The sequence below is a fragment of the Nocardia amikacinitolerans NBRC 108937 genome (genome assembly GCF_001612615.1).
Lineage (GTDB): Bacteria > Actinomycetota > Actinomycetes > Mycobacteriales > Mycobacteriaceae > Nocardia > Nocardia amikacinitolerans.
The window spans coordinates 125,072-140,042 of record NZ_BDAU01000009.1 but is presented as its reverse complement, the minus strand read 5'-3'; the positions used below and the strand labels follow the sequence as shown (position 1 = coordinate 140,042).

At 70.0% G+C, this 14,971-nt stretch carries 7 protein-coding genes and 2 pseudogenes; 5 read left to right on the top strand and 4 right to left on the bottom strand.

Annotated elements, in window-relative coordinates:
* Positions 1-162 precede the first annotated feature (162 nt).
* Positions 163-552 carry a DUF2237 family protein gene (locus tag NAM01S_RS08705; protein ID WP_019048221.1) on the top strand — a complete coding sequence of 130 codons (390 nt, stop codon included), beginning with the start codon at positions 163-165 and terminating at the stop codon, positions 550-552.
* A gap of 379 nt (positions 553-931) precedes the next feature.
* On the opposite strand, the gene NAM01S_RS08700 is transcribed toward NAM01S_RS08705, so the two are convergent.
* Positions 932-1,714: a TetR/AcrR family transcriptional regulator gene (locus NAM01S_RS08700; RefSeq protein ID WP_067782125.1), complete on the bottom strand. Its 783-nt coding sequence runs from the start codon at positions 1,712-1,714 to the stop codon at positions 932-934.
* A gap of 107 nt (positions 1,715-1,821) precedes the next feature.
* Here NAM01S_RS08700 and NAM01S_RS08695 point away from each other — a divergent pair, with 107 nt between their 5' ends.
* From NAM01S_RS08695 to NAM01S_RS08685, 3 genes are all read left to right on the top strand, one after another.
* Positions 1,822-2,739: an NmrA family NAD(P)-binding protein gene (locus NAM01S_RS08695; protein ID WP_067782123.1), complete on the top strand. Its 918-nt coding sequence runs from the start codon at positions 1,822-1,824 to the stop codon at positions 2,737-2,739.
* Positions 2,740-2,981: 242 nt separating this feature from the next.
* Positions 2,982-3,866, top strand: a complete 885-nt coding sequence (locus tag NAM01S_RS08690) for an MBL fold metallo-hydrolase (protein WP_067782121.1) — start codon at positions 2,982-2,984, stop codon at positions 3,864-3,866.
* A 137-nt stretch (positions 3,867-4,003) separates the two neighbouring features.
* Positions 4,004-4,984 (top strand): Acg family FMN-binding oxidoreductase, encoded by a 981-nt coding sequence (locus NAM01S_RS08685; protein ID WP_067782673.1) that lies wholly within the window; start codon positions 4,004-4,006, stop codon positions 4,982-4,984.
* A 26-nt stretch (positions 4,985-5,010) separates the two neighbouring features.
* On the opposite strand, the gene smc is transcribed toward NAM01S_RS08685, so the two are convergent.
* Positions 5,011-8,625, bottom strand: coding sequence for a chromosome segregation protein SMC (smc, locus tag NAM01S_RS08680; protein ID WP_067782119.1), 3,615 nt, complete (start codon positions 8,623-8,625; stop codon positions 5,011-5,013).
* A gap of 464 nt (positions 8,626-9,089) precedes the next feature.
* On the opposite strand from smc, the gene NAM01S_RS08675 reads away from it, so the two are divergent.
* Positions 9,090-10,541, top strand: coding sequence for a hypothetical protein (locus tag NAM01S_RS08675; protein ID WP_067782116.1), 1,452 nt, complete (start codon positions 9,090-9,092; stop codon positions 10,539-10,541).
* A gap of 11 nt (positions 10,542-10,552) precedes the next feature.
* On the opposite strand, the pseudogene NAM01S_RS37215 reads toward NAM01S_RS08675, so the two are convergent.
* Both NAM01S_RS37215 and NAM01S_RS08670 read right to left on the bottom strand, forming a co-directional pair.
* Positions 10,553-10,924, bottom strand: a pseudogene (locus NAM01S_RS37215) (WD40 repeat domain-containing protein); the annotation flags it as partial.
* Between the two features lie 174 nt (positions 10,925-11,098).
* Positions 11,099-14,923 (bottom strand): annotated as a pseudogene (locus NAM01S_RS08670) (nSTAND1 domain-containing NTPase); the annotation flags it as partial.
* Positions 14,924-14,971 lie beyond the last annotated feature (48 nt).

Genomic DNA, 14,971 nt, shown 5'->3' with positions numbered 1-14,971 from the left:
CCGACCATCCTTGCAGAACTCCGCATCGCCGCTGGACAGGGCCGCTCGGTCGCGGTGCCGGAAAGGCCGTGCACATAGCACGCCGCGCGCGAGGCGTAGACACAGCCCCCGAGATTTCTTGTCCTGCGGAACTTCTCGCGAACTGACAATAGGATCGGCGACGTGACCGATCGAAACGTGCTTGGGGGGCCGCTGGAAGAGTGCGGCACCGATCCTCTGACCGGTTTCTACCGGGACGGCTGCTGCAGCACCGGGCCGGAGGATCTGGGCAGCCACACCGTGTGCACCGTCGTCACGGCCGAGTTCCTCGAACATCAGGCGTCCATCGGCAACGACCTGAGTACGCCGCGCCCGGAGAACAACTTCCCCGGACTGCAGCCGGGCGACCGGTGGTGCGTGGTCGCGGTGCGCTGGCTGCACGCCCACGAGGACGGTGTCGCCGCGCCCGTCGTGCTCGCGGCCACCCACGAGAACGCCCTCGAAGTGATCTCGATGGACATCCTGCGCAAGTACGCGGTCGACGTTCCCGACGACGTGAGCGACCTGCTGTAGCGGTCACAACCCCACCGACGTCATCCGGCGGTCTAGTTCCCGCCCTGGGCACCGCCCGGAGAACCGGGATCATTCGGCTGCCCTCGTAACCGCGGAATTCCCGCACCGGAGCGGACCAATGATCAGCACGGTCATCAACCGGCGGTTTCCTCCCCGTTGTGGGCACCGCCCGGAGAACAGCATCGAAACAGAGCTCGTTCGCCTGCTCTCGAGGCCGCCGAGTTCCCGCACCGGGCCGAACCGACGATCAGCACGATGCGCCCGGGACATCTATCAGACCGGTGCGCCAGCGGGTCTATCAGACGTGCGCCCAGCGGGTCTATAAGAACAGCACTCGAAGCACCGGATCGACTTCAGCGGGACGTGAGACCCCGGCCGTTCAGCGGCGGCGCGCGGCGGCGCGGGAACGGTGCGCTTTCTGCCGACAGGCCGCCGAGCAGTAGCGGCGCGGGCGTCCAGCTCCCAGCTCGGCCAGTGTCGCCCCGCAGACAGGGCAGCGCGGACCGGCCCCCGTTTCGTTACGGGCGTCGGTTTCGTCACGCATTTCCGGGGCGGTCCGTAATTTCGTTACACCCCCGGCGCTCGGCGTGGCGCGCAGCGCGTCGAGCAGGATGACCACCGCGGGCGCCAGTTCGGCGTCGGCGGGCCGATTACGTTGGATGGCAACGCATCCGGTGAAGACGTCGAGCACATCGGCCACCGCGATGTCGGCGCGGACCGAACCCTGCCGCTGCGCCGCCAGCAGTAGCGCCTCGAGCGCGCGGTGGAAACGCTCACCCGCACTGCGCATCAGGGTGCGCGGCCAGCCGTCGTCGGACTGCACCATCTCGCAGAGCGCCTGGTTGCGCGGCGTGGACCACACCACATCCGCGCACACCGCGAAGAACGCCGCGCCGGGATCTCGCGCCCCCACCTGCTCGGCGGCCAGCCGGGCCAGCCGGTCGACGCGCTGTTGCATGACCGCTTCCAGCAGATCGGTTTTCGTCGGGAAGTGCCGGTAGACCGTCCCCGCGCCGACACCCGCGCGGCGCGCGACCTCGGCCAGCGTCACCGCGGCGCCGCGTTCGGCAAAGGCCCGCTGCGCGGCGGCGAGCACGAGCGCGCGGTTGCGTTGCGCGTCGGCACGCGCCACGAGGGTGGAGGGGCCGGGCGAGACCACCATTTCGTTACGCACCTTCCGTCGAGCGCCTGGCGAAGCGGGTCGAACCACCCGTAACGTCCGAAAGCGGGTCGACCGACCCGATTCTATCGAGAGCAGGTAAGGCGAACATGTCCGCTCAGCACGACCCGATTCTCGTCACCGGAAGCACCGGACAGCAGGGCGGCGCCACCGCCCGGCGACTCCTCGCCGACGGAGTTCCGGTACGCGCCCTGGTGCGCGACCCCGACGCACCGGCCGCCAAGGCACTGGCCGAGCTGGGCGCCGAATTGGCGATCGGCGATTTCGACGCACCGGATACTTTGGTGAAAGCCGCGACCGGCGCACGCGGCGTATTCGCCGTTCCCCCAGCGACTTACCGCGCCGAGGGATGGGACGGCGACCTCGAGGCCGAGCGCGGCGTCGCACTGGTCGACGCGGCGCGCACCGCCGGAGTCGACCACATCGTGTTCACCGGCGTCGCCTCGATGGGCGAACCCGCCGCGTGGGGTGTGCACGGCAAACAGCGCATCGAGGAGGCCGTGACCACGAGCGGCCTCCGCTACACCGTGCTGCGCCCGGTCCGGTTCATGGAGAACTATCTGCTCCAGGGTTCTCCGGTGGACGGCATCGCCGACGGCGTGCACCGTCACCTGTTCGCCGCCGACCGGCCGCTGCAGATGATCGCGGTCGCCGATGTCGCGGTGTTCGCCGCACTGGCCTTCGCCGATCCGGACCGCTTCCACGGGCACATCCTCGAATTGGCAGGCGAGGCAATCACTCCCGTCGACGCCGCGGCGACGATCTCCCGCGCCATCGGGCACGAGGTGCGGTACGAAGAGGTGGGCGAGGCCGAAGCGGACGCGATCGGACCCGAGATCGGCACCGTGTGGCGGGTGACGCGGAAGACCGGTGGTTGGCACGCCGACATTCCCGCGCTGCGCGAACTGCATCCCGGCCTGCAAACCCTGGACGCCTGGCTCGCGTCCGGCGGAGCCGACCGGATCACGGCGCTGCTCGACACGCAGAAGGACAGCGTCACAAGCTGATTCGCGCGAGTAGGACGGCGCGGCCTTCGCACCGCGACTCTGCGCCCAGCGCCGCCCGGCCGGTACCGGCGAGGCGGCGCTGCGGGCCGTCGGGCGACGGCAATGCCGGTCACCCGGCACACGACCCGGCGAGAAACGTTCTACGACAGCGATATTCGATTTCAGTTCGCGGCGACACGGCGCCGAAACATGGATAGAGTCGTAGCACCTCCGCACCGAACGCCAGTGAAAGCCGAGACGCGATGACCACCACCGTCGCCGAGCGTTTGACCCAACCCGCCCCGATCCGCACCGTGCACGTCGGTCCGCTCCGGGTCACCTACCTGCCCGACGGTCTGACCACCATGAACGCGCGCGCGTGGCTGCCGACCGCGCCCGACGGATTCTGGAGCAGGCACAGCGAGTACCTCGACGCCGACGCCTTCGTCGGCAGCGTCGGCGGTCTGCTGATCGAATACCGCGAGCGGGCGATGCTGATAGACGCCGGTTTCGGTCCGCTCACCTTCCGGACGGGAGTCGGCATCCTGCGCGGCGGCGGGCTGCTGGACAGCCTCGCCCAGGTCGGCCGCGACCCCGCCGAGATCGAGACGGTCGCCCTCACCCACCTGCACGCCGACCATTTCGGCTGGCTGTGGCAGGCCGCCCCCGGCGCACGCAGGCCGCCGTTCGCGCACGCCCGGGTGCTGGTCTCGGAAGACGAGTGGCACCATCGTGCGCTCGCCGCCGCCGCGGGCACCACCGCCGAGATGCTGGACGTGTTCGCCCATCAGGTCCGCACCGTCGCCGACGGCGACGAGATCTTTCCTGGCGTGCGGGTGCGGGCGCTGCCCGGCCACACGGTCGGCCACACCGGGTTCGTCATCGGCTTCGTCGGACAGCGGCTCATCGCGTTCGGCGACGCGCTGCACTCGTCGCTGCAGATCGCCCACCCGGAACTGTCGGCCGTTGTCGATCACGACCCGATGTGTTCGGCGGACGTGCGACACGGCTTGGTCGAAGAACTCGCCGTGCCGGGCACATTGGGCTACGGATGCCACTTCGCCGACGTGCAATTCGGCAACGCGATCGCCGCCACCGAGGGGCGCATGTGGCAACCGCACCGCTTTCCCGCGCCGACTCGAAGCTGAAGTCCATAGCTATGTGACATATCTCCCGAAGAAATTATCTTCTGGGTTTCGCCTGTTTCAGACTGAGAGGATTGCTTCAGGCCGGAAACAACCGCGGCGCTCCGATCGCCGCCGACCCGGAAGGACTACTCGAATTCATGACCGATCGGCAACCCACCGCTGAGGTCTTCGAAAACGCCGTGGCGATGGCGGTCCGCGCACCGTCGGTACACAACACCCAACCGTGGCGATGGCGACTGGAAGAACAGTTCGTCGACCTGTACGCCGACCCCACCAGGCGGCTCCCCTCGACCGACCCGACCGGCCGCGCGCTGCTGCTCAGCTGCGGCGCGGCGCTGCACCACCTGCGCGTGGCGCTCGCGCTGCACGGCTGGTCCGCCGAGGTGGACTACCTGCCGAATCCGGTCGACCACGATCATTTGGCCCGCATCACGGTGAGCGCCGACAGCCCGTCCCGCGACGACATCGACCTCGGCGCCGCCATCCTGCACCGGCAATCCGACCGCAGGCGCTACTGCGACCGCCGTGTTCCCTACGGCAGGCTGCGCCAGGTGGCCGAGCGCGCGGTGCCGTTCGGCGCGGTGGCGCGGGTGGTTCCGCCGCCGATGCGCGCGCCGCTGGCCCGTGTGACGCGCGCCGCGGGAGCCAGGCACGCCCGCGATCGCGCCTACCTCGCGGAACTCGCCGCGTGGAGCGGCAGGCACGGCACCGCCGACGGCGTCCCCGCCGCCAACACCCCGCGTCCGCGTCCCGACGACGACGTCTCGCAGCGGGTCTTCCTCGACCCGGAACTCGCCGACACTCCGTTCGAGAACGACGGCTCCGAATGGCTGGTGGTCGGCACCGCCGCGGACGACCCCCGCTCCGCACTGCGCGCGGGCGAGGCAGCCAGCGCGTTGCTGCTCACCGCGACCAGTCTCGGCATGGCCAGCTGCCTGCAGACCGAACCGCTCGGCATGGCCGAATTGCGCTCCGCGATCCGATCCGACGTGCTGCTGGATTGCGCCCACCCGCAGGCGATGGTTCGCCTCGGCTTCATGCCGACCAGCGTCGCGCCGCTCCCGTTGACCCCGCGCCGCTCGGTCGACCAGGTGATCGACGCCGGGATCTCCGTCTAGCCGGGATCGCGAGGCCGGCGTTTCGCCTAGGCGGGCGCGGGCGCGAGGTTCTCGCCGCGAAGTCGCTGCGAAATGACCTGAGTGATGCCGTCGCCGCGCATGCTCACGCCGTAGAGCGCGTCGGCGATCTCCATGGTCGGCTTCTGGTGCGTGATCACGATCAGCTGGCTCTTCTCCCGCAGCTGTTCGAACAGCCCGATCAGCCTGCGCAGGTTGGTGTCGTCCAGTGCGGCCTCGACCTCGTCCATGACGTAGAACGGCGAGGGTCGGGCGCGGAAGATGGCGACCAGCAGCGCGACCGCGGTCAGCGACTTCTCACCGCCGGACAGCAGTGAAAGCCGCTTGACCTTCTTGCCCGGCGGACGGGCCTCCACCTCGATGCCGGTGGTGAGCATGTCCGACGGATCGGTGAGCAGCAGCCTGCCCTCGCCGCCGGGGAACAGCTTGGCGAACACCTGGACGAACTCGCGCTCGACGTCGGCGTAGGCCTCGGTGAAGACCTGCAGGATGCGCGCGTCCACCTCGGCGACGACGTCGAGCAGGTCCTTTCGCGCGTTCTTGACGTCCTCGAGCTGCGTGGACAGGAAGTTGTAGCGCTCCTCGAGCGCCGCGAACTCCTCCAGCGCCAGCGGGTTCACCTTGCCGAGCGTGGCCAAGTCCTTCTCGGCGCGTTTGGCGCGGCGCTCCTGGCTCGCCCGGTCGTAGGGCATCGGCTGCGGCGCGCTGACCTGTTCGCCGCGCTCCTTGGCCTGCTCGTACTCCGCCATTTCCAGCGGCGAAGGCGGCAGCGGCACATCGGGCCCGTACTCCGCGATCAGGTCGTTCAGCGCGATGCCGAACTGTTCGGCGATGGTCGCCTCCAGCTGCTCGATCCGCAGCGCCGCCTGCGCCTTGGCCACTTCGTCGCGGTGCACCGCGTCGGTGAGCTGGGCCAGCTGCGTGCTCAGCGCGCGCACCCGCTCCTTGACCTGCTCGACCTGCGCCGCGCATTCGGTGCGGCGGCGAACGAGATCGTCGCGGCGTGCGCCGGCCTCGGCCACCACTTTCTCCAGCTCCCCGGCCACCCGCGCGCCCGACTCCGCGACGGCGGCGGCCACCGCGGCGGCCTGGCGGCGCGCGGCATGGGCGCGTTCGGCGCGGGCCCGCGCCTCGCGTTCGGCGCGGGCCGCGCGGCGCAGCGAATCCGCCTTGCCGCGAACCGATTCCGCCCGTTCCTCGGCCGTGCGCACGGCGAGCCTCGCCTCGACCTCCATCGAGCGGGCCTCGGCCAAGGCGGCCGCGGCTTCCTCGCGGTCGCGGCCCGCGGTGTCGGTCCCCGCGGCGCCGACGCCGTCGGCATCGATCTCGGATTGTTCGAGTTCGGCGTGCCGCAGCCGGTCCTCGAGTTCGGCGAGCGAGGCAAGCGCCTCCTCGCGCGCGGATTCCGCCTCGGTGCGCTGGGCGGCGAGCCGGTCGCTGTCGGTCTGGGCGGCGCGGGCAGCCTGACCGAGCCTGCCGAGGCGGTCGTAGATGGCCATCAGCGCCTGATCGGATTCGTGCAGCGCGAGCAGCGCGTGATCCACGGACTCCTTGCGGTCGGCTTGTTCGGCCAGCGCGCCGGAGAGTGCCGCCTCCAGTTCCTCCGCGTGCCGCTGCGCGGCGACGAGTTCGGTCTTGGCGGCGTCGATGTCGGCCTGGATCTCCAGCTGACTCGGGGCGCGATCGGATCCGCCGAGCAGCCAGCCGGTGCCGGTGAGATCGCCGTCGCGGGTGACCACCCGCAGCTCGGGTCGGGCCGCGACGAGTTCGGTCGCGGCCGCGAGATCGTCGACCACCGCGATGCCAGCGGTCAGCGCGCCGATGGCCGCCCGCACGGAATCCGGGCATTCCACCACGTCGACCAGCCAGCGGGCCGAGCCGGGCAGCACGCCGCCGGTCGCGCGCGCCGCGTGTGTCGCACCGAAGACCAGTGCGGCCCGGCCGCCGTCCGCTTCCTTGAGCGCGCGCACCGCCGCGTGCGCGGAATCCTCGGTGTCGGCGGCCACCGCGTCGGCGAGCGGACCGAGCGCCGCGGCGACGGCCGCCTCGAATCCGGTGTGTACCCGCAGCAATCCCGACAGTGCGCCGAGCAGCCCGTCGGCGCGGTTCTCCAGCAGCCAGGCGGCGCCGTCGCGACGGGCGAGACCCATGCCGAGCGCCTCGATGCGCGCGGAAAGAGAGGCGACCCGTTTGCTCGCGTCCCGATCCTGTTCGCGCAGTTCGGTGACCCGCTGATCGGCCAATTCCAGCGCCTGCACGGCGTGCTCGTGCTGGGCGTCCAGACCTTCCTCGCCCGCGTCGAGCTCACCGAGTTCGTCCTGCACGCTGTCGAATTCGGCCTGCGCGGCCTCGCCGCGGTGCCTGGCCTCGGCGATCGCCACCGAGAGCCGGGCGATCTCCGCGTCCACCGACTGCGCCCTCGTCCGCAATGTGTCGACCTTGCCGGAGAGCCGGGCCAGCCCCTCGCGCCGATCCGCGATGGCGCGGACCGCGGCCAAGTGCGCCTGCTCTGCGGCCTTCGCGGCGTACTCGCGCTCGGCCAGCTGTTCCCTTGCGGCCTCCAACGTCTCCACCGCGATCTCGACGGCCTCGCGCAGCTCGGCCTCCTCGGCTTCGACGCGGTCGGCCTCCGCCTCCAGCTGATCGGGGTCGCGGCCGGTGCCGACGGGCGACTCGGCATGGAGATGGCGGGCTCGGTCTTCCGCGATGCGGATGGTCGCGTTGACCCGCTCGGCCAGCGCCGAGAGCTGGAACCAGATCTGCGCCGCGGCCTCCGCGCTCGGCGTGAGCTTGGACAGCTGGAATTCCTGCTGCGCCAGCGCGGCGTTCGCGGCGTCCAGCTCGCTCTGCACGGTGATCTGTTGTTCGCGGGCGTAGGCCTCTTTGCTCTGCTGGCTCTCCAGTTCGCCACGGCGAGTGACGAGGTCGTCGGCCGCAAGCCGCAGGCGCGCGTCGCGCAGGTCGGCCTGCACGGTCTGCGCGCGCCGGGCGACCTCGGCCTGCCTGCCGAGCGGTTTGAGCTGGCGGCGCAGTTCGGTGGTGAGGTCGGTCAGGCGCGCGAGGTTGGCCTGCATCGCCTCCAGCTTGCGGACCGCCTTCTCCTTGCGCTTGCGGTGTTTGAGCACGCCCGCGGCCTCTTCGACGAAAGCGCGGCGGTCCTCTGGCCGCGATTCCAGGATCGCGGACAGCTGTCCCTGCCCGACGATGACGTGCATCTCGCGGCCGATGCCGGAGTCGCTCAGCAGTTCTTGCACGTCCATCAACCGGCAGGAGCTGCCGTTGATCTCGTACTCGCCCGCGCCGTCGCGGAACATGCGCCGGGTGATCGACACCTCCGCGTAGTCGATGGGCAGCGCACCGTCGGAGTTGTCGATGGTCAGCGTGACTTCGGCGCGGCCGAGCGGGGCGCGTCCCGCCGTGCCCGCGAAGATGACGTCCTGCATCTTGCCGCCGCGCAACGCCTTCGCACCCTGCTCGCCCATCACCCAGGTGAGCGCGTCGACGACATTGGACTTGCCGGAACCGTTCGGGCCGACCACACAGGTGATGCCGGGTTCGAAGCGCAGCGTCGTCGCGGACGCGAAGGACTTGAAGCCCTTCAACGTCAGACTCTTCAGGTGCAAATTCGACGACCTTTCCGTGCGCGGTGGTCGGACACATCCCCGCGGGGCGACCAGCCATGGTATCCGCCTGCCGCGGCATCGCTCGTCGGCGGGCGGCGCACCAAGTCGCGGGGTGGGTTCGGCGCGACCGATGGGCTCCACCCTAACGAGTCGCCCCGCGAGCGCGCGCAATTCGATGTGCTCGGGATTTGCCACAGGCCCGGCGACACCCCATCGCCGCTGGTCGCCGAGCCGCGTTCGGCGGACGTCTCGGCCGCACCGCACCGCCTTCAGCTCGGTACGAGGCCGCTCCAAAGGATCGCGCTTCGCGCGTAGCTGTCGCCCGCGAGTAATCGACCGGCATCCACCGGCCGCTCGACCCGTCGGCCCGCCGAGCGCCTATGGTCTCCCACCGGAGGGCTACTGGCCTTACGATCCTGTCTGATTCGGCAGCGGCAATGTCTTTGTTCGGGAGCAATCAGCGGATGCGCGCACCTACGGTCGACACCGGCACGGCCCTCCGTCTTGCCCGGATCGCCGCGCTCGTCGTGGGCTGTCTGCTGTTCCTGCACGCGTGCGAACGGACGCGGCGGGTCGTCCCGACCGACGTCTGGATCGAGCTGGCGCTCGCCGCCGCGCTCGGCGTCGCCGCCATGGTCGTCGCCTGGTTCGAGATCGCACGCGCCGAAGAACTCGACGAAGCCGAAGCGCCCGAGCCCGCGGACGCGGCCGGTCCGGCGGACGCGCCGCGCGAGTGCCGCATCGAGTCCGACGGGCGCACGGTGCGCGCCCGCATCGCCAAGTCGGGCAATCTGGTCCTGCACGGACACGACCACGACGGACCCCACCCCGGCCACGAATGGTCCTGGACCTTCCGTCCCGCCGTGTTCCCCGCCATCCGCGCCGCGCTCGGCGGCGACAGCGAGAGCGATCTGATCGAGCTCCTGGAAGACGTCGTTCTCGACTCCCGCCCGGAGATCCGGGACGACCCCGGCGCTTGGCTGCGCGCGCACGGCATCGCCGCCGCCTACCGCGAGAAAGGCGACCACCCGAGCCGCGTCACCGCCAAACTGCCGATCTTCCGCGTCGGCATGCGCCGCGTACCGGAGACCGAACGCGCCAAGGCCTTATCGCGCGGCCGGGCCGAAGACGAGCTACCGGAACGATCCGCACGGGCGGCGAGCGGTGACGAGTCACCGGAGCGGTCCGTGCGGTCGAGGAGAAGTCGCGAGTCGGTGGCCGCCAAAGCGGGCGTCACCGGGTCGCGTTCGCGATCACCGCGGGCGGCGTCGGAAACCCGGCGAGCGGCGCAGATTCCTGACTCACGTCTCGCCGCACCGGTCTCCGAATCGCGCCGCGCCACCAACGGCTCGGCTCCGCACCGCGCCGCAACCGCCTCCGAAACCCGCCGTACCGCAACGGCCGCCGAAACTCATCGCGCCGCGGCCGCTTCCGAAACGCGCCGCGCCACCAACGGCTCAGCATCGCACCGCGCCGCAACCGCCTCCGAAACCCGCCGCGCCGCAACGGCCGCCGCAACGCACAGTGCCGTAGCCATTCCCGAAGCCGCGGACGACCGCCCCGCCCTGCCCCGGCGCGAGCGCACCGCCGCCTCCGAACGCGCGGCCACCCGGCGCTCCAGGCAGTCCTATGAACCGCCGCGACCGGCCGAAGAACCCGTGTCCGACCGACCACCGCGCGATCGCCACCCGTCACCGAAACGTGCACCGGTGACGGCCGCTTCGTCGTACACACCGGACCGGCCTATACCGCGCATGCCCGCCGCGGCCGCCGCCTACGAGTCGGCCGACCGAGCCGCGCCACCGCAACGCAGGCCCGCCTACGATGCCCCCGACTCCTGGCACTCCGCAGAACCACCCGAGCGCGACTACCCGCCCCCGGCACCCGAGGGCCGCCGCGCGCACCGGTACCTGTGAAACCAATTGCCCTACTGGTCGTCCGGAAGTTCCGGTAGGTCTTCACAAGTCTTCCGGTAGGGAATATCCGGTGACACCCATTCGTCCCATTGCTCCCTGCTCATGTTGGATGTCAGTTTGGCGCAGAGATCTTCAGGCCAGGACGCGGGCCCGGGCCACTCCCAGATGCCACTGCTGTGGTCGTACCCGAGGAAAAGCGCATGGACTCGACGATTGTCGGAAGTGATGCGCGCGTCCCAGATCCAGCCGTCGGGTCCGGTGAGTGGCTCGCCGATCGGTTCGCCGGTTACCGCGTCCCAGAACCGGAGAGTCTTGTCGGCACCGCCGGAGATGATGTAGCGACTGTCGCTGCTCACGGCGATGGCGCGCACCATCACCGAACCATGTCCGGTCATCGGGCCGCCGATCGCATTGCCGGTACGCAGGTCCCAGCGGTGCAAGGCCAGGCCTTCCGCGGTGACGTAGAAGTCACCGTTCGGGCTGACGGTCAGTGCGTCGATGCGGTTGGCTTTGTGCGGCTCGTGGACCGCCGCGCCGGTCCCCGCATCCCACAGATGCACGGAATCCGGACTGTAGGACAACACGGCGGCGCCGTCGGGACTGAACCAAACCGAGGAAACCTCCAAGCTGTGGCCCGTGAGTGCGCCGCCGATCGGCGCTCCGGAATCCATATCCCAGATCCGGACGCTCTTGTCGCCGCCTCCTGCCGCGATGCGCTCTCCGTCGGGACTGACCGCGACCGCATTGACAACGCCGATCCCGGTGAGCGGCTCGCCGATCGGCTGTCCGGTGGCCGTATCCCAGATCCGGATCGATTCGCCGGTGGCGGCGACGAGCAGTCGGTTGTCCTCGCTGAATTCGAGAAGGGTTGCGGGACTGTCGAAACCCGTCAACGTCGGACCCGACGGCTGACCATCGGCATTCAAGATCTCGATCGTCTTCTCCGGCCCGGCCAGCGCGATCTTTTGGCCGTCGGGACTGAACGAAGCGACGACCGGACCTCCGGGATAGTCGGCGATCGGGCCGATGTACCGGCGCGTGTCGAGGTCGAGAATCCAGATGGTGCCATCGGCGTTGTCTCCCTTGACCAGTCGTCGCCCCTCGTCCTGAAATGCCAGGATCGGCCCGTATCCCGGGCCCGGCGCACCCGATTGCCACTTGTGGCCGACGGAACGGCGCGGGTCGGCGTTCCACACGCGCAGCGTTCCATCGTGGCTGGTCGAGGCGAGGCGGGTACCGTCAGGGCTGAAAGCGACGCCCATGATCTGAGCGGTGTGACCGGTCAGTGGGGCGCCGGATTCCTTACCGGTTTCGGCATCCCACAGGCGCAGTGTCGCGTCCGTGGCTGCCGAGACGACGCGGCGGCTGTCCGGGCTGAACGCGACGCTGGTGATCATGCCCTCGTGACCCTGCAATGGTCCGCCGATCGGCGCCAAAGTCTCGGCGTTCCACAGCAGCAGGCCGGAACTGAGATCCTCGGTGACGCCCGCCGCCGGCGGCAGCCCGGTGCTTCCGGAGACGATTCGCTGTCCGTCCCTGCTCCAGGCGACCGCTTGCACTGATTGGGCATGACGCTCGAGTTTCGCGACCGGCTGCCCGGAATCCACGTTCCAGATCTGGAGAGTGGCGTCCTTGCCCGCGGACACGAGACGGCGGCCATCGGGACTGAAGGCGAGGCCGTTGACCGCACCAGTGTGACCCGTCAGTGGTTCGCCGTGACCGCGACGGGATTCGGTGTCCCACAGCCGAATCGTTCCGCCGTCGTCCGCGGAGGCGAGCAGACGGCCGTCCGGACCGAAGGCGATGGCGTAGATCGTGCTGGTGTGTCCGGGGAATTCACCGAGGAGACGACCCGAGTCGGCCTCCCAGAGCTGGACGGTGTAGTCCGCGGCGACGGCGGCGATGCGCCGCCCGTCGGGACTGAACGCGACCCGCAGCGCGCCACGGAAGGATTCGAACGATCGGTCGACCTGCGCACCGGTGTCCGCGTCCCACAGGCGCAGTTCCATCCCGCCGGTCAGGATATGACGGTTGTCCGGGCTGAATGCGACGGCGAAATCCGGACGCGCCGTGCGGTAGTGGTGCCCGATCTCCTCGGCGGTGTCGTAGAGCCGAATCGAGAAGGGAAGACCGGTCTTGACGACCTTCCGCACGCCTGCTGTGTGGGTCAGCGTGCGCAGCAGCACATCTGGTCCGTCGGTCGCCGAAAGGTGGTGTGCCGCCAGCGTTTCCTGGATCGTGCGAACGTCGTCGGCGGGACGAGCGCCGGACAACGCCGACTGCGCGTTGGTGGCGAGCCGCGCCGCGGTCGCTTCTCGGAAACGCGCTTGGGCCTCCTTCTCCTCCGACCGCGCACGCACCAGCCCGTATACCGCGACCACCGCGATCACAACCGTCACCGCAAGCACCGCACGCAGAATCCGCGACCGCTTCCGCAACACCGCGGCATGCGCCATGGCGGTCTCGAGTTCCGCGGCTTGCCGCTGCCGTTCGAGCTCGGCGCGATCGTCCGCGCGCTGTCGCGATGCCCGGACGAATTCGGTTGTGCCGGATAGTCGTTGCCGGTATCGCGGATCGGCGACGAGCTGCTCGGCGTCGGTGAGGCGGGTGCCCTCGATGAGCCACGCCTCGTCTCGATCGTTGTCCTGCCAGGCCGCCGCGGCGCGGTCGAGTGCGTCGGCGGATCGCAAGTTGGCGCGTTCCTCGGTGAGCCACCCGGCCAACGCGCCCCACTCGCGGAACAGGCTTTCCAGCGCGACTTCCACAACGGTTTCGCCGTCGCGTTCGTCTTTGACCAGCAGACGACGGGCGACCAAGTCGTCGATCAGCGCGCGGCTGTCCTCGGGCAGGTCCGACCAGCGCGCCACCCGCCGCAGCGGTTGATCGGTATCGGGGTTGATGGTCGCCAGCCACGGAACGAACGCGTGCTGAAGGCTTTCCAGCTGCCGGGCGCGTTCGGCGGGATCACCGCTGAGCACCGCGGCGATCTCCGACTCCACGACGTGGCGCATGCCGCCCATCGACTCGTAGTCCCGCACGGTCAGCGCACCGCTGCTGCCGTAGTCGGTGAACAGTCGCGACATCGTCAGCGACAGCAGCGGTAGCGGATCGGCGCTGGACGCGCATTCGTCCACCAGTCGCTCGACGAGCTCGGGCTGCACCCGCAGCGGAGTTCCGCCTTCGGAGGCGCGGGCCGCTGGTCCGCGGATCACGTCGGCGAACTGCGCAGGCCCGAGCGGACGCAGTTCGTCGAACACGACGCGCGACACGCTGTCCAGCGTCGGCGAGGTCTGCAACGGTTCGTAGCGGTCGGCGCGGATGGCCATGACCACGAGCAGGTCCACGGCCGAATCCTCGGTGAGCCGGGCGATGATTCGCAGCAGCTGCTCGGCTTCGCGTCCGGCGTCCGGGTTGAACAGCTCCTCGCCCTGGTCGATCGGCAAGACGATCGTCGGCGGCGCCGCGTCGTCGAGCAACCGCTGCTTCGCCGCCTCCCGTATCTGCACGAGCAGATCCCGCACGTCGTCGATGTTCGACAGGCACGCGGACTTGATCGCCCCCAGCGGCGGGCCGCCGAGCCGCAGCCGGGCTCGGCTCGCGTGCAACGACCGGGCCAGGCCGAGTGGTCCGGTGACCGCCGCCCGTTCCGGTCGGACGGTGTCGAGGACGACGAAGTGCCGGTCGTCGCGGACCAGCCGCGGCACGAGCCCGGCGCGCAGGAACGACGACTTGCCGCAGCCGGAGGGTCCGAGGATCACGAACAGCCGCTCGAGGCCGATGGACCGCATGCCGCGCATCGCGTCGAGGGATCGCACGATCTGGCCGTCACGGCCGAAGTACACGGCCGCGTCGACCGCGTCGAAGGGCTCCCATCCTCGATAGGGCGCTCGGTTCGGCTCGCCGGGCGGCGGCCACGGGAAGTGTTCGGCTCCGATTCCGGAGGCGCGCAAGGCGTCCCACAGTCGGCGAAGGCCTTCGGTCAGCAGCTCGACCGGCGGCCCGTCGTCGATGACGATGGCGGTGTGGGGTCCCGCGCCGAACAGGTCCACCTGCTGCCACTCGGCGGCGGGCTCACGGCTGGTCAGTTTCTCCAACCGCAGGCAGTAGATCGGTTTGTGCAAATTCTCGGCCGTGCGGAACTCCGTCTTGCATTCCGCGGAGCGCTCCCAGTTCGTGGAGAGCAGACAGATCACGGCTTCGCACCGTTCGGCCGCCCGGACCAGGGCGTCCTTCCATCGGACACCCGGCCGGATGCCGGTGGTCCGGTCCAGGTCGAGGAAGATCTCCTCCGCCAACGCGCGATCCTGTTCGACCAGCCACTGTTTCAGCGCGATCGCCGCGCGATCGTCTCGGCTGGAATGACTCAGGAATATGCGGGCCATGTGACACCCCCGGGTGCGGGGAACGGGCTGTCCCCACAACCTTCACAC